Origin of the sequence: Sorangium sp. So ce327 (assembly GCF_051530205.1) — a bacterium.
GTDB classification, from domain to species: domain Bacteria; phylum Myxococcota_A; class Polyangia; order Polyangiales; family Polyangiaceae; genus Sorangium; species Sorangium cellulosum_B.
This window is the reverse complement of sequence record NZ_CP150330.1, coordinates 12,149,544-12,169,207: the sequence shown is the minus strand read 5'-3', so window position 1 is coordinate 12,169,207 and position 19,664 is coordinate 12,149,544. Positions and strand designations below refer to the sequence as shown.

Genomic DNA, 19,664 nt, shown 5'->3' with positions numbered 1-19,664 from the left:
GGCCTGAGCCTGTCGTTTTCTTCCAAGACCGGGCCCACCCCGGTGGATACGGTCCCGTCGCTGGCTCGCACCGGCAAACTCGACCAACCCGAGGGCCCCCATGCACTGCGACTCCGATATCCACCCCTTCCGCATCGACATTCCGCAAGCCGACATCGACGACCTGCGCGAACGCCTGGCGCGCACGCGCTGGCCGGCGCAGCTGCCCGGCGGCGACTGGGTGAGGGGCGTGCCGGTGGCCTACCTGCAACGGCTGGCCGGGCACTGGCAGTGCCAGTACGACTGGCGACGCTGCGAGGCGCACCTGAACAGCCGCCCGCAGTTCACCACCCGGATCGATGGGCAGACGATCCACTTCGTGCACCTGCGCTCGCCCGAGCCGGGCGCGCAGCCCCTGCTCTTGCTGCACGGCTGGCCCGGCAGCTTCGCCGAGTTCGACCGCGTGGCGGACGCGCTGTCCGACCCGCGCCGCCACGGCGGCGACCCCTCGCAGGCGTTCCACCTGGTGATCCCGTCGATCCCGGGTCACGGGTTCTCGATGCCGCTGGCCGACGCCGGCTGGAACCATGGCCGCTGCGCCCGTGCGCTCGCGGCGCTGATGCAGCGCCTGGGCTACACGCGCTACGGCGTGCAAGGCGGCGACGTGGGCGCGTTCATCGCGGCGGAGCTGGGCCGCATCGACAGCGAGCATGTCCGAGGCGTGCACTGCAATGCGCTCGTGACGTTTCCCTCCGGCGACCCCGCCGAGCTGGAAGGCCTGACGGCCTCGGAGCAGCAGCGCCTGGAACGGCTGCAGAACTTCCGGGACCGGATGATGGGCTTCGCGCACATCCAGGGCACGCGGCCGCAGACGCTCAGCTACGGGCTGCATGATTCGCCGGTGGGCCAGCTGGCCTGGATCGTCGAGAAGTTCAAGGAATGGACCGATCCAGCGGCCGCGCTGCCGGAGGACGCGGTGGGCCTGGACGCGCTGCTGGACAACGTGAGCCTGTACTGGCTCACCGGCACCAGCGGCCCCTCGGCCAACCTGTACTATGAAGCCTTCAACGACCCGTCCGGCTGGGCGCCCAAGCCGCGCGGCACCGTGCCCACGGCCGTGGCCGTGTCGCTGACGCAGGACGTGGCGGTGCGCCGTCTGGCCGAACGCGACCACAACATCGTGCGCTGGACCGAGCTCTCGCGCGGCGGGCATTTCCTGGCGACGGAGACGCCCATGGCGCTGGCCGCCGATGTGCGGGAGTTCTTCGGTTCGCTGTCGTAGGGCACCGCCTTTGGGTCCGTGAGCGTGGAACGCGCGCGCTTCTTCCGTTCGCATCTCGGCCATCGCAAAGCATCGAACCCGAACGTGCGTTTCATGAGCACGGCGCTCAAGCTTCGCGGCGCGGGCCAGCGGTTTGGTGAAGCCTGCCGCATCGCCGCGTGGACGCGCTTCGGTTCCCAGGGCGCATGTGGTAGGGTGGGGCGTCATGACGGCGGGCTTCACCGGTGAGCTGGCGGCGGTTCAGCGGCGGAGGTACGGATGGATGACGAGTCGTTGCGGTTCGTAAACTGGTCATGGAACCCCATCCCGCGACTGCCGCTCGACCTGTTCTCCAGCAATGACATTTGGCGTCTGGACCTCATCCACTGCGGCGTCGAGGAGTTACCGGAGGCCATCGGAGAGCTGACCAAGCTGCGGGTCCTTTATGCCAACTGGTGCCGCCTTCGAACCCTGCCAGACGCGATCGGCCGGCTCGTGGAGCTCGAAGACCTGTGGCTCAACGACAATGAGCTTGGGTGGCTGCCCGAATCACTCGGCAGGCTGGTGCGCCTCAAGCAGCTGTGCCTCGACGCCAACCGGCTCATCGACTTCCCGAGGGTCGCACTGCAGCTGCAGCGGCTGGAAAAACTGCGACTGACGGACAACGCGATCCCCGCGATTCCCGAGGAGATCGGCGGGCTGTCGGCGCTGCAGAACCTGAGCCTCGGCCGCAACCGCCTGCGTGCTCTGCCTCGGAGCATCGCCCGGTTGTCGCGGCTCAGACATCTCGGGGTTCAGGGCAACCCGATTGCTTCGCTACCGCCCGAGGTGTGGGCGATGCCGAGCGTGATCACCCTCAATATCGCGAACACGAACATCCGGGAGGTGCCGCCAGAGGCGTCGCGGATCCCGAACCTGCTGCGGTAGCTGGCGACGCGGGCAAGGCACGCCGAACCTTCGCCGCAGTCCAGGGCCGCCGAACAAGGGCCTGCACCCGACGGTGCGCGGAGCCTCGCTCCGCTCGGCACTGCGCCCGGCGGGGAGGCCCCAGCCCTTCGGCGGCGAGATGCTATAGGTTCCCACGCTCGGTCGCGTGGCGCAGCTCCGCGGCTCACGCCCTGCCCGCTCGGCCGTGAATGGCGCGCTTCGCGCTCGGCTCACCCGGCCGCGACGCGCAGCACGTCGGACCGGAGGTGGAGAAACGACGCGTGCACATAGCGGATGAACGGTGCCTTCAGGCCAAAGAACTCCGCCAGATCGACCTCGGCCACCGCGCGGAACATCCCTTGATCCAGCACGGGAGCCTCCGTGCGGAGCGCCCCGCTCGCGAGGCTCCGGCAGGCGGGGGACGCCGACGCAGGGTGGATGGCGACCACGAGCGTGGCGGCCCACGGGGCGGCGGCGAGCCGCTGGCCGATGGAGCTCGGGTAGCGATAGCGGAGCGCGAGCACGCCGCCCCGCAGCGTGGCCTCGATGACGGGCGCCGTCGCCGCGGCGCGGGCCGCTGGCGCGGCCTTCCCCGCCGCAGCCGCGCCCCTCGCCCCGTCAATCGCGCCCGCCGCCCCGGGCGCGCCGCCGCACCCGCCGAGCGCCACGAGGCCGGCCCTCGCGGTGACCTGCGCGATGAACGCGCGCCGCCCCTCACTCGCCATGCGACGGCCCCTGGAGCCTGCGCCTGCGCGCCTGCCCCACCAGCATCCGCGCCGGCGTGATGCGGCCCAGCGCCGCGGCGCTCTCCTCCGCCGTCGGCCGCACGGGGTGGCCCGGCGGGAGCTCGGCGACCATGCTCTGCCACAGCGCGAGCGCCCGGTGCTGGTAGATCTGCGCCAGGCTCGATCGCGGCGAGAGGAAGCGCTGGCCGAGCACCATGGCCCTCTCCAAAAAGGCGATCGCCTCGTCGTCGCGGCCGTCGTTCAGGAGGTGGAGCCCCTCGTTGTACCAGGGCATCGGATCCGCCGGATCCTCCTCGCGCATGCGCTGGTTCGCCTCCAGGTAGCGCGACAGCTTCTCTTCCATGACGCCGTCGTCCTTCAGGAACCCGTAGTGCTGGATCTCCACGCCGGCCGCGCGGACGACGAGCTCCGGGTGCCGGTCGAGGCTCGGCTGCACCGTCTCGTGCACGGCGCGCCCGTACCGGATCCGCGCGTCGTTGCGGAACAGCCGCACGGCGATCGTCATGACGGGCGGGCCGTCCTTCTGATGATTGGCGATCTCGAAGGAATAGGCGTGGACGTCGAGGTCGTCCATGAGCCGCACGACGCGCGGCAGATCCCAGTGAGCGAGCTCCTCGTCCGGGTCGAGGCTCAGGATCCACGGCCGCGTGGCCATCTCCAGGCCCACGTTGCGCACCTCGGCCAGGTCCAGCCGGTCCGTCCGGTGGACGCGCACCCGGTCGGTGAACCTCCGCGCGATCTCGACCGTCGCGTCGTCGCTGCCGTTGTCGACGATGCAGATCTCGTCGACGAACGGCTCCAGAAACGCGAGGAACCGCTCCAGCCGCTCCGCCTCGTTCCTCGCGATGATGCAGAGCGATACGCCGGACGCGGGCGCATACCTGCGCAGCGTCACCGTGTTGCTCGCGAGATCGGCCACCTCCGGGGGCGCGCCCGCGCGCGGCGGCGTGTACGGGTCCGGCCGCCCGTGGAGCGCGAGCCGCGCCTGCCGTGACGCCTCGGTGTCGTAGCCGAGCCGCCGCACGCGGACGTCGGTGAAGCGCCCGCACCCGTCCGGCATCTCGGGGATGCCGCCGCCGGGCAGGCCGCCCTCGGCCCCGCGCGCGACGCGCAGGCCCGGCTCGTTCCGGTACATCCGGTACCCCGACATGGCCCCGAGCGCGCCGTCCGCCCGGAAGTACGTGCGCGTCGGCTCCCAGAACGTGTACCAGTGGAAGCCGAGCGCCTTGATGTGCGGATCGGCGAGCTGCATGAGGCGCTCGGCGCGCGCGCGGTCCATCTCGAACACCTCGTCGGCGTCGACCGCGAGGATCCAGTCCGGGGAGAGCTCCGCCGCCATCTGCAGGGCGCGGTCGCGATCGCGCCGTCCATCCACGCCCGGCGGCAGCTCCGTCCGCTCGTACCGGGCCACGGCGGGGTGCGACCGCGCGATCGCCCCCGTCCCGTCCGTCGATCCGTCGTCGAGCACGACGATCGCGTCGGCGAACCGCGCCGTCGCGTCGAGGCTCTCGCGCAGCGTCGCCTCCGCGTCCCGGACGCGGTACGCGGCCACGAGCCGCGTCTTCCCGGCCCGGCGGGCGCGCCACTTCTCGAAGAAGAGCTCCGCACCCCCGAGGCCCTGCGCGCCCGGGAACGCCTTGCTCAGCGTGGCGCTCCCCTCGTGGTGCACGTACACGTCGCTCGCGATCATGCACTCGAAGCCGCGCTCCTGCGCCCGCAAGGCGAGGTCGGCGCCCTCGTGGCCCACCGGGAAGAAGCGCTCGTCGAGCCCGCCGATCTCGGCGTACACCTCACGGCGCATCATCAGGCAGAAGGTCGAGAGGGCGAACGACGGCGCCCACCGCCGGCGGAACGCCTCGCGGTGCTCGGCCGCGAGCTCGTTCAGCGCCTCCGGCTGGAACGGCGGCGGGTTCTGCACCTTCTGCGGGCCGCGCGCGCTGTTCGTCACGGGCCCGACGAGCCCGACGCGCCGCGCGCCGGGCACGGCCCGCGGCGCCTCCTCCATGCACTCCCGCAGCCCCTCCAGCCACCTCGGGGTCACGACGACATCGTTGTCGAGCAGCACCAGGTACTCCCCGGCCGCGACCTCGAGTCCCCGGTTCGCGCCGCCGGCCAGGCCGAGGTTCTCGTCCAGGAAGACCGTCCTGGCGGCGTCCCCGAGCCGGCGCGCGACGTCGGTGAGGTAAGCGGGGGTGCCGTCCTCCGAGCCGTTGTCGACGAAGATCACCTCCGCGTCCGAGGGGAGCGTGCGGAGGAGCGCGTCCACACATCGCGCCGTGTACTGGAGGTTGTTCCACGTGACGACGATAACGGAATAAACAGGCGTCATCGGGCACCGGGCGGGGCCATGAGGCGAACCACGTTGGAGACGTACTGGCGATACGCCGCGTGCAGATAGAACGCCCCGACCCGGGGGGCCAGGACGATCTCGCACCGGAAGCTGCCCACGAGGTCCGCGCCCACGTCGTCGATGTCGTCGGGGAAGACAAGCCTCGGCCCGAGCAGAGGCACGGTGACGCCGCCCTGCGCGGGGGCGTAGATCAGCGTGAGAAAGACGCCGCGGAGCACCTCGGCGCGCTCGACCTCGATATCGACGGCGGGCACACGCGAGCTGCCGTGGACGACGTGGACGAGGGCGCCGCCCTCGAGGGTGGGCGGGCCCGGCTGGGCGAGGACGACGCCGGCGCCCGAGGTCGCGGGCGTCTCCGCGGTCAGGCCGAAAGAGACGGATCGGACGAGCATGGGTTCACCGCCGGTCAGAATTCGATGGCCTTCTTGTCGACGAGATCGATGCCTATCACGTTCGACACGTAGTTCTCGAGGACGAGGTACACATAGACGCTCGGCCGGTAACGGGGCACCGCCACGGCGCAGGGGAACGCGACGGTGACGTTGAGCCAGGCGCCCTGGTACCCCTCGGACGCCAGGCTGCCGCGGCCCGGCATCGGCAGCGCGGGCTCGGCGAGCTGGTTGGGGCCGTCGCGCTCGCCGGCCGGGAACTCGATGAACGTGTTGCGCGCGAGCAGGGCGCCGCCGTCCGCCTGCTCGATGTCGTGGACGACGAGGACCATCGACTCCTCGACGTCGCGGTAGCGGCTCGCGACGGCATCCGGGAACAGGAACGAGGCCGAGACGTCGAGCTCCACCGTGCCGGCCGCGAAGGACACCCGCGAGATCGCGAGTCGGATGGCCTCCTTGCCGGCCGCGATCTCGGGCGAGCCCCCGTGCGGGGCGAAGCCAAAGGGTGTCCGGGGTTCGATCTCCATGGGGTCCTCTCGACGTGGGCGCGGCGCGGGGTCGAGAGCAGCGCGCCCCCGCCCCGCCCGCGAGGTTCAGCCAAAGTGGTTCCAGCTGCGGGAGGTCTGCGCCGGCGTATCGAGGCGCACGCGGCGGATGCGCGGGGCGCACACGGGGCAGAAGACGCCGTCGTCGCGGTTGCCATGGCCGGCGTGGTAGATGGTGCAGAGCCGCCCGCCGAGCGCGGGCCACCAGTCGTACCGCTGGCCCGACGTGGTGGACGGGTCCGGCGTGAGGCCAGCGTTCGTGTTGCAGTGCGGGCCCTGCCCGCCGAACTGGTCGGTGTACCAGCGGGGGTTGGCGAGCTGCGTGGCGAGCGCCACGCCCGTCGCGCTGTACTGCCGCTCCTCCTTGACGGTCTGCCCGATGCCGTGCCCCATCTCGTGCACGAAGGTGCCGAGGACCGCCGTCTCGCTCCGGCCGGGGCCCGTGCACCCGACGACGCAGAAATTGCCCCAGCTGTAGCCGTTGATCGAGCTCTTCCAGATGAACGAGAACGTGAGGTTGTACGTGTTGCCCGGCGTGGCGAGGTGGGCCGTGAGGCCCGGCAGCGTGGTGAGGTTCCAGTTCACGCGGTTCGGCGACCCGGGCGTGAAGGTGAAGTACGCCCGCACGTCGGTGGCGCCGGCCGCCGGCCACGACGCCTGCGCCGTCCACATGAAGTTGTTGCCGTTCGTGGGGTCGCGCCACACGGTGCGGAACGTGGTGATGTTCCCGACCGCGTTGTTCGCCGTGGGGAACGCGCGCCGCTCCAGCTGCGTGTAATAGCAGTTCGGCACCAGCAGGAAGGCCATGTGAAGCGGCTTGTCGGTCAGCGTGCCTCCCCCGGGGGGCGCGCCGCCGACGCGCAGGTTGAGCAGCGCGTTCGGGCCGCCGTTCATGAACGGCCAGTCGAAGGTCGGCGAGCTGACCGCCTGCTGCGACAGGCTCTGGAAGTCGACGCGGGCCGAGTCCACGGTCGCGAGCGCCGGAAGGACCGCCCTGCGCTCCAGCTCGATGAAGTGCCGCGCGAACTCGCCCACGAACCGAGGATCGATGTTGTTGTACGTGGCGAGCGTCTGCGCGCCGGAATACCAGACCGTATAATAGAGCTTTCGCCACGTCTGGAACTCGTCGGTGGCGAGGAACTGGGCCCGCTGCCCGTCGCGCGACGCCTTGATCGTGTACTTGTCGCCGCCGATGTGCGTGAACGTCAGCGTGTTGTCGAAGTGGTGCCCAAGCCCGACCGTCACCCCGGGGGCCGCGCCGTGCGCGAGCCTCGTGCGCTCGGTGAGCGACTGGAAGGCGAGGCTCTCGTTGCCCGGGTCGGGCTCGATCCACCAGTCCACGCGATCGCCGGGCGCGACGTTGGGCACCTGGTTGGGCGTGACGCGCAGCTGCCGCACGGGACCGTTCACGCCGGTCACGGCGGCAGGGAGGTTCACGTATTGCTTGATCGTCGGCATGCGAGAGCTCCAGGACGAATCAGCGGGGAGTCCGGTCCATCAGTCCATCAGCGCGGCGCGGGTCGAGGCTCGCTCCGCGGCCGCCCCCTCAGAACACCTCGATCTTGTCGACGCCCCAGTCCTTGGGGTTCTCGGGCGCGGGCGGGGGCTCCTCCATGACGATGACGATGAGCGGCGGCTGGACGAGCGGCGTGGGCGGGGTGTTCTTGCTGTTGTGGAGCATGAGATCGAGCGCGCGGGCGCAGCCCTTCCCCTCGACCTTGACGTCGAACGAGTAGCTGATGAACTCGGCCTTGTTCATGTTCACGCCGGAGACGACGCCCCCGTTCGTACCCGCCTCGTCGCCGCTGCTGCGCGAGAAGTTGCTGTCCTGATGGCAGACGGGGTTGCCGTCGGCCTTGACGTTCTTCGCGGTGCTCGCGGCGTCGGACGACATGGCGATGTTGGGATAGGGGATGGGGACCGGCGGGGCGGGCGGCGCCGGGGTGAGGCACACGTCCGGAAAAGCGATGGTCATTCCATTGCTCGCGGCGTGGACGACCGTGCGTGAGTTGACTCCTACGGTGACAGGCATATCGCTCCTCCTTCACGCCCTCTTCGCTGCAGCCGAGACGAGGCACACGGCGGCGCGCGTCCCGTCGCCGGAGCCCGCGAAGAGCGCGGCGCGCGCCTCGGGGGACGCGCCGCGCTCGAACGATCGCACGCACGCGGCCGCGAGGCACCCGCCGGTCGCGGCGCCGACGTCGCCGTAGCCGTCGGCGGGGTGCCACAGCGCCCGGACGCCCCCGAGGAGCGCGGGCGCGCGGACGCGCGCGAGCCCCCACTCCTTGGCCCGGTAGCTCTCGCCGTTGAGATCGCAGAGGACCCACGCGGGCGGGCCGCCCGCGGCGCACGCGGCGGCGAGCGCCGCGGCGAGGGCCTCGCCCGAGGGGGGATCGCCGCTCTCGATGAGGCTCTGCTCCTCGCCGGCGCCCGAGCCCTCGATCTCGGCCAGGATGGTGGCGCCGCGCGCCTCGGCGCGGCGGCGGTGCTCGACGAGCAGCGCGGCCGCGGCCTCGCCCGGGATGAACCCGTCGAGGTTGCGGCGGCTCTTGAGGCGGCGCGCGCGGTCGAGCGCCTCGAGCAGCCCCACGTCGACCAGGGCGTCGGCGCCGGCCACGATCCAGGGCGTGCCGGGGTCCGCCTCGACGGCGCGCGCCGCGTGGGCCAGGCCGAGGAGCATCGCCGCGTGCCCGTCGGGGGCGAGGAGGCCGCGGGTCACGGCGTCGACCCCGGCGGCGTCGGCGACCCGCTCCCGGAAGGCGTCGCGCAGCTCGTGGTGGTGCGCGGCGGGGCCGGGCGAGGGGCGCGCGAGGAAGAACGAGGCGTCCTCCAGGTCGGCGCGCGCGAGGTCGCCGGAGGTGGCGAGGTCCTGGAGCGCCAGCGCGAGCAAGCGGACCGGGAGGTCGAGCGCGCGGGGGAGATCGGTGTACGCCGCGACCACGGAGAAGGGCTCCTCCGGGCGGGGCGGGTCGGCGGGCAGGCACGGGTAGCTCGGCCACTCGCGGAAGCGCGTGAGGCGGGCGCGGACCGCGGCGGTGGTGGACGCGGCGGTGTCGCCGAGGGCGGTGACCATGCCGGCGGCGGTGATGACGGCTCCGGTGCTCATGCGGGCGCGGGCTCCACCTCGATGCGGCGCACGCGGAAGAGATCGCGACCGACGGGCATGGCGCCCCGGTACACGAGCACGGCGCGGAGGTCGTCGGGCTCGAGGACCACGGTGTCGAGGACCAGCGGGAGCGGGCGGCGCTCGGAGTCGATCAGGACCACGGCCCGAGGCGCCGCGGGGGGCAGCGAGAAGCGCTGCGGGCCGAGGGGGCTCAGGTGCACGAGCTCGACCGGCTCGCCGCCGCGCAGGTGCGGCGTGGCCACGAGGCGCGGGTGCGCGCCCTGGTGGTAGCGAGGGTCGAAGGCGGCAGGCAGGAACGGCGACGGGGCGGGAGGCGGCGACCCGGCGGGGGGCGGCGACGCGGGGTCGGGCGCCGTGGCGGCGTAACGCAGGCGCGGCTGCCAGCTGCGCCCGATGAAGCCGAGGCCGACGGGCTCGGGGCGATCGTCCGGCGAGCGGAGCGGCTTCCTGGGATCTTCGAGGTTCGGCATGGCGAGCTGCGCGAGGTCGACGAGCGAGCGGCGCGCCCGGAACCCGCGCCCGACGGGGTTGCGCGGCTCGACCTCGTGGTCGGCGGGGGACTCGGCGGACTCGTCGCGCCCGCCGAACGCGCGCTCGTACACGAGCGGCATCCGCTCGAAGGGCGCGGGGGACGCTGGGCGCGCCCAGGTGCGGTCGCCGAAGACGGCGAGGGTCGTGCGGATCGGGCCGACGCGCACGGAGACCTGGACCTCGGCGTCGCGGCGGCCGGGAGGGTACGCGTGGCCGAGGACCACGACGTCCGTGCCGACCTTGTGCGGCGCGAGGTCGCTCTCGTAGCGCACGCTCGAGAGGCCCGGCTCGCCGTGGAAGGCGTCGGCGTGCTGGAGCGGCACCTGCTCGGCCGCGGGCGCGAGGCGGCCGCCGGCGTGGATGGCGAGCGTCGCCTTGACGAGGACGACGAGCACCTCGGCGCCGGCGGCGTCGACGTGGACGATGCGCTCGGCGACGAAGGGGGTTCGGTTGCGGAGGTCCATGTTCAGGTGGGCGTGGGCGCGGCGTCGGGCACCGCGCGGAGGAACGAGGCGCCGAGGCCGTCGGCCGCGACCTTCGCCGGGCGGCGCTTGCGCGGCGGGATGAGCGGCTCCGACGAGGGGCGCGCGTCCGGGGTGAGGCGCTGCCGGCGCGGGCGCGCGGGGCGCCGCGCGGGGGCGGCTGCGGAGGCCGCCGCGGCGGGCCAGGGTGGGGCGGCGGGCGGCGATCCCAGGGCGTACGACGGCGCGATGCGCGGCTGGGCGAGCGCGTACGACGGCGCGACGGGCGGCGGCGAGGCGACGGGCGCCGGGGCCGCGGCCGCGCCCGACACCCACGGCGAGCGCGGCTCGGAGGCGGCGTGGGGCGCCGCGCCCGACACCCACGGCGAGGAGCGCTCCGGCGCGGACGGCGCGGGAGGGGGCACGGACGGCGCCTGGGGAGCAGCGGGGACGGGCGCGGACGGCGCTGGCGCCGGCGCGAACGGCAGCGCGCCAGACGCTGCCGCCGGCGAGACGAACGGCAGCACCCCGGATGCCGCAGGCGCTCGGACCGGCGCCGCAGGCGACGCCGCGGCGGGGGCGGCGAACGGCAGCACGCCGGACGCCGCAGGCGCTCGGACCGGTGCCGCAGGCGACGCCGCGGCGGGGGCGGCGAACGGCAGCGCCCACGCCGCCGCGCCATCGCGGGCGCCCGGGGAAGGCGGGGTGGCGGGCGCGAACGGCAGCACCCCGGAAGCTGCGCCCGCCGCCGCCGGCGCCATGAAGGGCAGGCCGCCGCGCCGCGGCTCCGCGGGCGGTGTCCCCGCCGCGGCGGGCATCTCCGCCGTGCCAGATCTCTCGAGGCGCGCTCCTCCCGCGGAGGCCGCGGGCGACCGGAACGGCAAGGCGGGGTTCGGCTGCCCTTCGTCCGGATCGATCGCCACGGTCCCGGCCAGCGGATTCTCCGCCGCCCCGCGCCCCGCCCGCTGCGGGCTCGCCGCCGCCGGCGCCTCCTCCGGATCGAGCGCCACCGTCCCCGCCAGCGGATGCTCCGCCGCGCGCCCCGCCCGTTGCAGGCTCGCCGCCGCCTGCGCCCGCTGCGGCGCCGCCTGCGCCCGCTCCGCGCGGACCGGCGGCGCTGCCGCGACGTCCCACGGCACCTCCTCGCCCGGGAGCGCGACCCTGGCCGTGACCCGGACGCTGGCGAGGGCCTCCTCGCCCGGCAAGAGCGCGCTGGCGCGCCACACGAGCGAGCAAAGCCAGCGATCGGCGTCGATCACGAGCATGTCGGCGACCAGCGGCAACGCCTGCGGCTGCGCCGCCCCCCCGAACGCGACCCGCGCCTCGGCGACGGGCCCCGGCAACCAGGCCTCGATGCGGTCGAGATCCGGGTGCATCCCCTCGATCAGGATCCACTCCTTCCCCCGGAGGTACGGCGTCTGCTGATCGGCCGGCGCCGCCTGGAAGTACGCCCAGTCGAAGCCGTCCGGGATCACGGGCCACGGGGCCTGCACGCCGCGCGGATCGGCGTTGCCCAGCCGGCGCTGCCGCGCGGGCCAGTGCGCCGCGATCGGCCCGAGGCCGGCGGCGCGCGTCGGTTGCCGGGGATCGATGATGTTGGGCGCGCGGCCGGCGCGCGGATCGACGCCGGCCGGGTTGTCGGGGTCGGCCGCCCCGCCCAGGGCGCGCTCGTAGCCGAGCGGCATGGCGAGGAACGGCTGCGGGGCGCCGCGGCCGTTGCCGCCGCGGTCGCCGTAGACGTGCAGGGCCTTGTCGAGGAGGACGGCCGCTTCGAGGCCGACGCGCAGGCGGACGGGGACGAGCGGCGCCGGGCTCCGCCCGCGGGCCCAGGCGTGGCCGCCGAGGAGGATGTCCGCGCGCGGGAGGAACGGGGCCATCTCCGCGGCCGCCGAGATGGCGGCGCGCGGGTCGGCCGCGGCGCGCGCCGCGCGCACGTCCGCCGCGACGATCGGCGCGGGCGGGAGCGGCGACATGGCGCGCTTGTGCTCGAGCTGGAAGGTCGCCTTGACGACCACCGCGAGCATCACCCGCCCCCGGGAGCGGAAGGGGCGCACCGCGGCCGCGGCGTGCCCGAGGGCGCGCGGCGCGGGCGGCGCCCTCACGGCGAGGCCCCGAGCGCGGCCCTCTGCCGCTCGACCCGCGCGGCCACGTCGAACAGCGGGCGGCCGGGCGCGCGCGCCGCCCGCTCGAACGCAGCGCCAGCGCGGCGCCGCTGGCCGCCGAGCCGGAGCACGCGATCGAGCCCCCCCTCGTCCAGCGGGCGGCCGTCCACGTGGCGCACCCCCGGCGCGAAGCGCCCGCGGTGCGCCGCCCAGAGCGCCCGCGCGTTCGCCCCGTGCGGCCACGGCAGCTGCGTGTCCGGATCCATCTTCACGCTCGTGTCGCGCGGATCGTCGCTCGGCCCCGCGTCGAAGCCGGGCGCCGGGGCCCCGCGCAGCGCCCCCTCGATCGGCGCGCCGGTGATGCGCGAGAGCGCCTCGCCGGCGAGCCGCGCGAGCGGCGCGACGGTAAGCCGGTCGAGCACCCACGGCAGCAGCGCCGGATCGCCCAGCGCCCCCGCCGCGACGAGGCAGACCCGCCCGAGCCCGGGCGACCGCATCAGCGCCTCGATCCGGCGGCGGGCCTCGCCCGGCGGGCTCACGCGGGCGGCGCAGTCGGCCGCCTCCTCGGCGAACGCGCCGCTCCGCCCGGCGACGCTCCACAGCGCCTCGTCCGCGCCGCGCGCCCCGAGCAGCGCGCCGGCCCACGCCGACCAGAACCGCTCGGCCTCGTCGTCCGAGCCCCACGCCCCGCGGAGCTCGCCCGCCAGATCGGCGCGGCCCAGCGCGCCGGCCGCGCGGAAGGCCAGCGCGCGGACCGCCGCGTCGCCGTCGCAGAGCGCGTAGCCAAGGAATTGCCCGGGATCGCGGCGGTGCGCCACGCACGCGGCCAGCGCCAGGCGGCGCAGCGCCGGCGGCTGCGCCCCCGACAGCATCGGCGCCACGATCGCGAACGCGTCGGCCGGCGACGCCCACGCGAGCGCGCCCGCGACGCCGGCGGCGGGCTCGTCCGCCTCCTCCGTCGCGTCGAGCACGGCCGCGAAGCCGGGGTAGTCGCGCGCCTCGACCGCGGCGATGGCCGCCGCGAAGAACGCGCCTGGATCCTTCGTCGAGAGGGCGGCCAGCGTCAGCTCCCAGCCGGGCTCCCCCGCGATCCGGAGCCCATCGAGGTGGGCCTCGACGCGCTCCTCGAGCTCCGCGAGATCGGCCAGCGTGTAGTGGTGCGACCTCACGGCCATCTCGCGGAGCTCCCAGAGGAACGACGCCATCTCCGCGTGATCAGCCACCACCTCGTGAACCATCCGCCTCGGCTCCGATCCTGCGCGACGCCGCTCAGTTGATGTCGACCCCGCTCCCCGAGAGCTTGATGTTCGAGCCCGCCTTGACGCTCACGTCGCCGTCGCTCTTCACCTCGACCTTGGCGCCCTCGACCTTGACGGTGCCCGAGCCCTTCACGGTGATGTCCGACCCCTCGACCGTGATCTTGCCGGAGCTGTCGACGATGATCTTGCCGCTCCCGCACTCCAGCGTGAACTTCTCGCCGACCTTGACGGTCTTCTTCGCGCCGACGGACTCGGTCGCGTCCACGTCGATGTTCCGGGTCTCGGTGCCGCCGACCGACAGCGAGTCGTCGCTGCCCACGGTGGTGTTGCGCTTCGAGCCGATCTCCAGCGTCGCGCGATCACCCACCTTGACGGTCTCCTCGCCGCCCACCGAGAGCTCGCGCTTGCCGCCCACCGACTCGATGTCGTCCTTCCCGACATCGGTCTTCCGGCCCTGCCCGATCTTCAGGCTCGCGTCCTCGCCGATGTCCACGCTCTCGCTCTGGACGACGCCGAGCGTGCGGTTCGCGCCGATCTTCTCGTTGTGATCCTCGCCGACCTCGGTGGTCTTGAAGGCGCCGATCGACTCCCACTGGCTGTTGTCGATGCGCTTCTTCCGGTCGTGGCCGACGGTCAGGCGCTCGTCGTGGCCGACGGACTGGGTCTTGTCGTTCTCGACCTCGATGTTCCAGTCCTTCTGCGCGTGCAGGTAGATCTCCTCCGCGCCTCTCCTGTCCTCGAACCTGAGCTCGTTCGAGCCGCCGCCGCCCGGCGAGGTGTCCGACTTGATGGTGCTCTTCGTCTTCTCGGCCGGCAGCGCGTAGGGCGGCACGTTCGCGCCGTGGTAGACGCGCCCGACGATCAGCGGGCGATCCGGGTCGCCCTCGAGGAAGTCGATGACGACCTCGTGGCCGATGCGCGGGATGTACATCGAGCCCCACGCGGCGCCCGCCCAGATCTGGCTCACCCGCATCCAGCACGAGCTGTGCTCGTTGCGGCGCCCCTGCCGGTCCCAGTGGAACTGCACCTTCACCCGGCCATAGATGTCCGTGTGGATCTCCTCGCCCGCCGGGCCCACGACGATCGCCGTCTGGATGCCGCGGGGCGTCGGCTTGGGCGTCTGCACGGGCGTGCGGTAGGGCACGTCGTCCGGGATGCACTGGAATCGATTGGAGTACCCGACGACGGTCTCCTGCGACTCTCCCCCGACGGCCCGCGAGCCGAAATGGTCGACGCGCGTGATCAGGTATCCGCGGTTGAAGCTCTCGCGGCCGTGGTCCTCGAGCGTGAAGGTGGCCCCGGGCATGAACCGGATCACGCTCCCCTGCCCCTCCGCGGTGCGGCGCACGAGCTGGAGCTGCTCGAGCCGGAGCTTCGCGAGCTGCGTGCCTTCCTCGGGCAGATCGTGCTCGGTGGCATACACGTACACCTCGAGATCGGTGTCGCGGTCGGCCTCCGCCTCCCCCTCGAGGCTCAGGCTGGGCTTCTGGAAGTTGTAGTCGCGGACGGTGACCTTGCCGGGCCGGACCTCCTCGGCCATCGAGAAGCGGGAGATGGCCTCGCGCGCGGCGAGCGCCCCGCCGACGGCCCGGTACGGCACGACGCTCGATCCGTCGATGGGCTCGTGGACGAACGGCGCGTCGCCGAAGACGAGCACGTGGTTGTCGGCCTTGTGCTCGAAGAAGCAGAACATGCCTGTCTCTTCCATCAGGCGGCTGATGAACGCCCAGTCGGTCTCGGCGTACTGCACGCTGTACTCCCGCCGATCGTGGGTCATCGCCGTCGAGACGCGGAAATCTTCCGAGGTCAGGCCCGCCGCGCGGAGCACCTTGTCGATGATCTCCGGCGCCGTCGCCTCCTGGAAGATGCGGTAGTCGTGCCGGTGCTGCAGGCGCCACGCCCGCGGGACGACCGTCGCCAGGTACGTGGTGACCGCGCGCCCCTCCTCGTGCTGCTCGAAGCGCGCGACGATGCCGTGGATGTACCGAGTCGACACGTCGGTCCGGATCGTGAGCAGGCACGTTTGCCCGACCAGCCCGTCGAACGCCAGCGCGGCGTCCGTCGACGCGAGGGTCACGCGGAAGTGGAACAGCCGCGATATGCCCTCATGGCCCTCGATCCGCGCGACGCGCCACGGATCGGTCGCGCCTTCCACAGCGAAATCAAACTCGATCGCACCGTCCGCCATCGGTCGCCTCGCCCTCGCACGTCCCGGAGCCCGAGCCGTCGAGCCTACCATCGCTCGCCGGCCGGGTGGGCACATTCACGCGCGCCGACGTCGTCGATATGCCGGCGCACATGCCGGCGCGCGGCTTGACGAACGGTTGACGCACGGCGAGGGCGGGCCTAGTCAGATCGGGCGCCGGGGGAACAGCGGACAGCGGATCGCGCGGATTCATGGGCAACGTCTGGCAGGTCGTCGATGCGTACGGAGACGTCGGCTTCGTCCGCGCAGCCGGCGCGGTCCTGCCCGAGGGCGCGGAGCCGATCGAGCCGCACCTGGCCGCCCTCGAGGTGCCCGCGTGGTTCCCTTCGGAGGAGCCGGACCGCGAGCGCGTCGATCTGCTGAGCGAGCTGTGCGCCGCGGGCGCCGGCATCGTGTCGCTCGACGCGGCGCGCGAGCTCGACCTGCTCCGCGAGCGCGTCGCCGAGCTGCTCCGGACGGGGTGCCTCCTCGCCTTCCGCGGCCCGCCGCCGCGCGCCCCCGAGGCGCGCAGGCCGCTCGAGGTGCCGCCGCCGGTGCAGCCGTCGCCGAAGGCGCCCGCCATCGTCCACGCGCTGGTCGGCGTGATCCAGGTCGATTTCACGGCGAACCACGCGGTCGAGCGGGACTCGCTCGGGAACTTCGCCTCCCCCGAGTGGCTGAGCACCCGGCAGGCGGCGGATCAATCGCCGGTCTGCTACGTCCGCGGCGCGCGTGTCCCGCTCGCCGTGGTGCTGCGCGTGCTCCGGCCGCCCACCGGGACCGAGTCCGTGCAGCTGCGCGGCCGCGCCGTGGCCGGCGGCGTGACGCTCGAATGGACGTGCACGGTCAGCGTGTCGCCCGGGTCGGTCGACGTCTCCACGCCCTCGATGACGAGCAGCGCGCCGCTGCCGGACGTCGTCGCCTGCTACGATCCGCTGACGATCGCGTGGGAGGCGAACGCCGCCGGCACCGGCTGGGTCGGCGCGGGCACGACGGCGCACCTCGTCTACGCGGTGCTCGGCGCGCCGGCCGGCACGGTCCACTGGACGCTCGTGGACATCTCGTGCCGCGCGGCCCAGGGCGAGACGACCGAGGGGCGCGTCGTGTCGCAGAGCTTCGCGCCCTTCGCGACGCGGGCGCTCACGCGCAAGCGCGACGGGGTGGGCCTCACGTACTGGAACCCGAACACGACCACCTGCACGAACACCCGCCTGCTCCTCGCGAGCGCCGACGGCAGCGGGCAGTGCGGCTCGTGGGCCGAGTTCTTCATCGACATGCTCAAGGTCCACGGCATCACCAGCGCCGACAAGGTGGTGGTCGTCGTCACGGTGCCGGCGTGGACCTCGGGATCACAAGGGTTCCTCGTGAAGAACTGGCAGTGGAACGCGGCCACGCAGCCCGCCCCGTGGACCCACCGCATGTGGACCGACGTCGTCAACCTGCCGGGGATCCCCGGCCAGCGGAACCCCGAGCCCCCGCCCGCGTTCTTCAACCATTTCATCGTCGTGCACGGCGGCCAGCTCTACGACCCCTCGTACGGCGGCGGGCCGTTCGCCGACGCGGCCACGTGGGAGACCGGCGCGATCGACGGGCTGTTCGCGGCCGCGCTCGCCGGCTATCCGAAATCGTCGAACCCGCAGGCCCTCGTGCAGCTGTGGAACATGCGCACGAACGCCCGCATCTAGCGCGGCGCGGAGGTCGACCGGCATGCCCTCGCCCCGCTCGACCGCCGCGCCCCGCTCGACCAGCGTCCCCAGGAGGCCGCGCCGCGGGCCTCCCGCGCCCGCGCTCCTCGTCTGTCTCGCCGCCGCCGCGTGTCGCCCCGCCCCCGGATCTGCGCCCATGAACGAAACGCCCCCTCCGTCTCTCGCGCTCTCTCCCGCCGCGCTGCCCGACGCCCCGCTCGCGGACGCCTTGCGCCTCGTCGCGCTCGACGGGGCGCCGGTGCTGCTCGCGTCGTCGACGCACAGCGCGGCCCCGCCGCATCGCACGGACATCTGGGCCTTGCCGCTCGCGGGCCGCGGTCCGTCGGGCGCCGTCGCCACGATCCCGCAGCTCTTGCCCGCGCTGCCCCGCTGGGACGCTGCGGCGGCGGACGGCGCGGCGGACGGCGGCGCGCTGTCGTTCGTGGTGGAGGTCGCGGGCGGCGCGGTGAACGCGCTGGTCCGGCTCGACGGCGCCTCCGGTGTCCGTACCTCGCTCACGGCGCACCGGCCGTTCGCGAGCTTCAGCGGGCCTCGGTTCGTGCGCGGCGCGGGCGCCGGCTCGCTCCCCGCGCCCTCCCCCGGCGCCGTGTCCGCCGTTGTCGACAACGCGACGGCCGTCGTGCTGGAGGCCGCGGCGGCCGGCGGCGGCTCGGTGGACCACCCGATCGGCGAGTGCATCGATGTCGTGGTCCTCGCCGGGTCGCCGGGCCCGACCGCGGTGTGCAAGCGCGTCGCCCCCGGCGCCTCGCGCGGCGGCGCGCTGCCCGGCACCGTGCGCGTCTCGGCCCGCGACGCGGCGTACGGCGCTGCCGGCGCCGAGGACGCGCCGTTCGGCGACCGCCGCGTCTTCGAGATCGACGCCGACCGCGCGGGCGGCGGGCTCGTGATCGTCGCGACCTCCGCCGCCCATCTCCTCGTCGCGCACCGGCCGGCCCCGGGCGCCGCGTTCCGCGTGCTCCCCGTCGACGCTGGCGGCGCCGATCCAGCGACGTTCTCGGCGCCGTGCGTGCTGGTCACGGATCGCACCGTGACGCTCGCGGTGCTCTCGAAGGCGCGCACGCCCGACGCGCGCGCGCTCGTGGCCACGTGGCCGCTGCCCTGACGGGCGCCGCCGTCGTGGCCCCCTCGCCCATGCGCCGTCGCATCCTGTACATCGGCAATTTCGGCCCGTCGTTCTCGACCGAGAACCACGTCGGCGAGAGCCTGCGAGCGCTCGGCGTCGAGGTCGTCCAGGCCCAGGAGAACGCGTTCACCCTGGGCGAGCTCGACGGCATGGCGCGCGACGTCGATCTGCTGCTCTACACCCGCACCTGGGGTTTGCGCGGCGACGCGCTGCGCTGGATCACCCAGCTGCCCATCCCGACGGCCTCGTACCACCTCGACCTGTACGCCGGCCTCTCGCGCGGCCGCGATCTCCGGCTCGACCCTTTCTGGCGCACGCAGCACGTGTTCACGCCCGACGGCGGGAGCGAGGCGTTCTTCCGGGCGCAGGGGATACGCCACCATTACCTCAAGCCCGGCGTGTACGGCGCCGAGTGTTATCTCGCGGAGGTCGACCCCGGCGTCGCGGCCGACGTCTGCTTCGTGGGCTCGTACGATTACCACCCGGAGTGGCCTTATCGGAGGCGCCTCGTCGATTTCCTGTCGCAGACGTACGGCCGCCGCTTCGTGAAGCACGGCTCACCGGAGAGCTGCGTGCGCGGCGACGCCCTCAACCGCCTGTACGCCTCCTCGAAGATCGTCGTGGGCGACAGCCTGTGTGTCGGCTTCGATCACCCGCATTACTGGTCCGATCGCATCTACGAGACGCTCGGCCGGGGAGGATTCATGATCCACCCCTACATCTTCGGCCTGGAGGAGGAGCTCCGCGACCGCGAGCACGTGGTCTACTATCCGTTCGGCGATTTCGCGGCCTTGCGGCGCCTCATCGACTATTATGTGAAGCACGACGACGAGCGCGAGGCGATCCGGCGGGCCGGGCACGCGCGCGTCAAGGCGAGCTTCACGTATGTGCACCGCATGCGCCAGATGCTCGGCATCCTCGGCGAGCACCACGCGGGGCTGAGGGGCTGGGTGTGACCCTGGCTGGTGGAGGG

16 protein-coding genes are annotated in these 19,664 nt (G+C 73.5%); 5 read left to right on the top strand and 11 right to left on the bottom strand.

The window, feature by feature from the left end; genetic code table 11:
- The first annotated feature begins 100 nt into the window (after nucleotides 1–100).
- Together WME95_RS45610 and WME95_RS45605 are read left to right on the top strand one after the other, a co-directional pair.
- Nucleotides 101–1,261 carry an epoxide hydrolase family protein gene (locus WME95_RS45610; protein WP_437905465.1) on the top strand — a complete coding sequence of 387 codons (1,161 nt, stop codon included), beginning with the start codon at nucleotides 101–103 and terminating at the stop codon, nucleotides 1,259–1,261.
- Nucleotides 1,262–1,519: 258 nt separating this feature from the next.
- Complete coding sequence (locus tag WME95_RS45605; RefSeq protein ID WP_437905464.1) at nucleotides 1,520–2,167, top strand: leucine-rich repeat domain-containing protein; 648 nt, start codon at nucleotides 1,520–1,522, stop codon at nucleotides 2,165–2,167.
- A 230-nt stretch (nucleotides 2,168–2,397) separates the two neighbouring features.
- Here the strand turns inward: WME95_RS45605 and WME95_RS45600 are convergent, their stop codons facing one another.
- The 11 genes from WME95_RS45600 to WME95_RS45550 form a co-directional block, all read right to left on the bottom strand.
- Nucleotides 2,398–2,892 carry a hypothetical protein gene (locus tag WME95_RS45600; RefSeq protein ID WP_437905463.1) on the bottom strand — a complete coding sequence of 165 codons (495 nt, stop codon included), beginning with the start codon at nucleotides 2,890–2,892 and terminating at the stop codon, nucleotides 2,398–2,400.
- A complete protein-coding gene (locus WME95_RS45595; protein WP_437905462.1) occupies nucleotides 2,882–5,242 on the bottom strand; it encodes a glycosyltransferase in 2,361 nt (786 codons plus the stop codon). The genes WME95_RS45600 and WME95_RS45595 overlap by 11 nt, the downstream gene beginning before the upstream one ends.
- Complete coding sequence (locus WME95_RS45590; RefSeq protein ID WP_437547202.1) at nucleotides 5,239–5,655, bottom strand: hypothetical protein; 417 nt, start codon at nucleotides 5,653–5,655, stop codon at nucleotides 5,239–5,241. The genes WME95_RS45595 and WME95_RS45590 overlap by 4 nt, the downstream gene beginning before the upstream one ends.
- Before the next feature lie 14 nt (nucleotides 5,656–5,669).
- The gene (locus WME95_RS45585; protein WP_012240970.1) at nucleotides 5,670–6,179 is read right to left on the bottom strand and encodes a hypothetical protein; all 510 of its coding nucleotides are present in this window, start codon (nucleotides 6,177–6,179) and stop codon (nucleotides 5,670–5,672) included.
- A gap of 66 nt (nucleotides 6,180–6,245) precedes the next feature.
- On the bottom strand, nucleotides 6,246–7,655 hold the full coding sequence (locus tag WME95_RS45580; protein WP_437905461.1) for a hypothetical protein: 1,410 nt from the start codon (nucleotides 7,653–7,655) through the stop codon (nucleotides 6,246–6,248).
- 88 nt (nucleotides 7,656–7,743) lie between these two features.
- Nucleotides 7,744–8,229, bottom strand: coding sequence for a DUF4150 domain-containing protein (locus tag WME95_RS45575; protein ID WP_437547197.1), 486 nt, complete (start codon nucleotides 8,227–8,229; stop codon nucleotides 7,744–7,746).
- A gap of 12 nt (nucleotides 8,230–8,241) precedes the next feature.
- Nucleotides 8,242–9,303 (bottom strand): hypothetical protein, encoded by a 1,062-nt coding sequence (locus WME95_RS45570; protein ID WP_437905460.1) that lies wholly within the window; start codon nucleotides 9,301–9,303, stop codon nucleotides 8,242–8,244.
- Nucleotides 9,300–10,319 carry a DUF2169 family type VI secretion system accessory protein gene (locus WME95_RS45565; RefSeq protein ID WP_437547193.1) on the bottom strand — a complete coding sequence of 340 codons (1,020 nt, stop codon included), beginning with the start codon at nucleotides 10,317–10,319 and terminating at the stop codon, nucleotides 9,300–9,302. The genes WME95_RS45570 and WME95_RS45565 overlap by 4 nt, the downstream gene beginning before the upstream one ends.
- 2 nt (nucleotides 10,320–10,321) lie before the next feature.
- A complete protein-coding gene (locus tag WME95_RS45560) occupies nucleotides 10,322–12,418 on the bottom strand; it encodes a DUF2169 family type VI secretion system accessory protein (protein ID WP_437905459.1) in 2,097 nt (698 codons plus the stop codon).
- Nucleotides 12,415–13,644: a TIGR02270 family protein gene (locus tag WME95_RS45555; protein WP_437905458.1), complete on the bottom strand. Its 1,230-nt coding sequence runs from the start codon at nucleotides 13,642–13,644 to the stop codon at nucleotides 12,415–12,417. The genes WME95_RS45560 and WME95_RS45555 overlap by 4 nt, the downstream gene beginning before the upstream one ends.
- Before the next feature lie 43 nt (nucleotides 13,645–13,687).
- Nucleotides 13,688–15,865 (bottom strand): type VI secretion system Vgr family protein, encoded by a 2,178-nt coding sequence (locus tag WME95_RS45550; RefSeq protein WP_437905457.1) that lies wholly within the window; start codon nucleotides 15,863–15,865, stop codon nucleotides 13,688–13,690.
- Between the two features lie 209 nt (nucleotides 15,866–16,074).
- Here WME95_RS45550 and WME95_RS45545 point away from each other — a divergent pair, with 209 nt between their 5' ends.
- The 3 genes from WME95_RS45545 (at nucleotide 16,075) to WME95_RS45535 (ending at nucleotide 19,647) form a co-directional block, all read left to right on the top strand.
- Nucleotides 16,075–17,547, top strand: a complete 1,473-nt coding sequence (locus WME95_RS45545) for a hypothetical protein (RefSeq protein ID WP_437905456.1) — start codon at nucleotides 16,075–16,077, stop codon at nucleotides 17,545–17,547.
- A gap of 157 nt (nucleotides 17,548–17,704) precedes the next feature.
- Nucleotides 17,705–18,670 carry a hypothetical protein gene (locus WME95_RS45540; protein ID WP_437905455.1) on the top strand — a complete coding sequence of 322 codons (966 nt, stop codon included), beginning with the start codon at nucleotides 17,705–17,707 and terminating at the stop codon, nucleotides 18,668–18,670.
- A 29-nt stretch (nucleotides 18,671–18,699) separates the two neighbouring features.
- A complete protein-coding gene (locus WME95_RS45535) occupies nucleotides 18,700–19,647 on the top strand; it encodes a glycosyltransferase family protein (RefSeq protein ID WP_437905454.1) in 948 nt (315 codons plus the stop codon).
- Nucleotides 19,648–19,664: the final 17 nt, after the last annotated feature.

Excerpts from the sequence above, each read along its gene's own strand:
- WME95_RS45590 (WP_437547202.1), bottom strand. The coding sequence starts at position 5,655 with ATGCTCGTCCGATCCGTCTCTTTCGGCCTGACCGCGGAGACGCCCGCG.
- WME95_RS45550 (WP_437905457.1), bottom strand. The coding sequence starts at position 15,865 with ATGGCGGACGGTGCGATCGAGTTTGATTTCGCTGTGGAAGGCGCGACC.
- WME95_RS45570 (WP_437905460.1), bottom strand. The coding sequence starts at position 9,303 with ATGAGCACCGGAGCCGTCATCACCGCCGCCGGCATGGTCACCGCCCTC.
- WME95_RS45580 (WP_437905461.1), bottom strand. The coding sequence starts at position 7,655 with ATGCCGACGATCAAGCAATACGTGAACCTCCCTGCCGCCGTGACCGGC.
- WME95_RS45545 (WP_437905456.1), top strand. The coding sequence starts at position 16,075 with ATGGGCAACGTCTGGCAGGTCGTCGATGCGTACGGAGACGTCGGCTTC.
- WME95_RS45600 (WP_437905463.1), bottom strand. The coding sequence starts at position 2,892 with ATGGCGAGTGAGGGGCGGCGCGCGTTCATCGCGCAGGTCACCGCGAGG.
- WME95_RS45540 (WP_437905455.1), top strand. The coding sequence starts at position 17,705 with ATGAACGAAACGCCCCCTCCGTCTCTCGCGCTCTCTCCCGCCGCGCTG.
- WME95_RS45595 (WP_437905462.1), bottom strand. The coding sequence starts at position 5,242 with ATGACGCCTGTTTATTCCGTTATCGTCGTCACGTGGAACAACCTCCAG.
- WME95_RS45605 (WP_437905464.1), top strand. The coding sequence starts at position 1,520 with ATGGATGACGAGTCGTTGCGGTTCGTAAACTGGTCATGGAACCCCATC.
- WME95_RS45610 (WP_437905465.1), top strand. The coding sequence starts at position 101 with ATGCACTGCGACTCCGATATCCACCCCTTCCGCATCGACATTCCGCAA.
- WME95_RS45565 (WP_437547193.1), bottom strand. The coding sequence starts at position 10,319 with ATGGACCTCCGCAACCGAACCCCCTTCGTCGCCGAGCGCATCGTCCAC.
- WME95_RS45575 (WP_437547197.1), bottom strand. The coding sequence starts at position 8,229 with ATGCCTGTCACCGTAGGAGTCAACTCACGCACGGTCGTCCACGCCGCG.
- WME95_RS45535 (WP_437905454.1), top strand. The coding sequence starts at position 18,700 with ATGCGCCGTCGCATCCTGTACATCGGCAATTTCGGCCCGTCGTTCTCG.
- WME95_RS45585 (WP_012240970.1), bottom strand. The coding sequence starts at position 6,179 with ATGGAGATCGAACCCCGGACACCCTTTGGCTTCGCCCCGCACGGGGGC.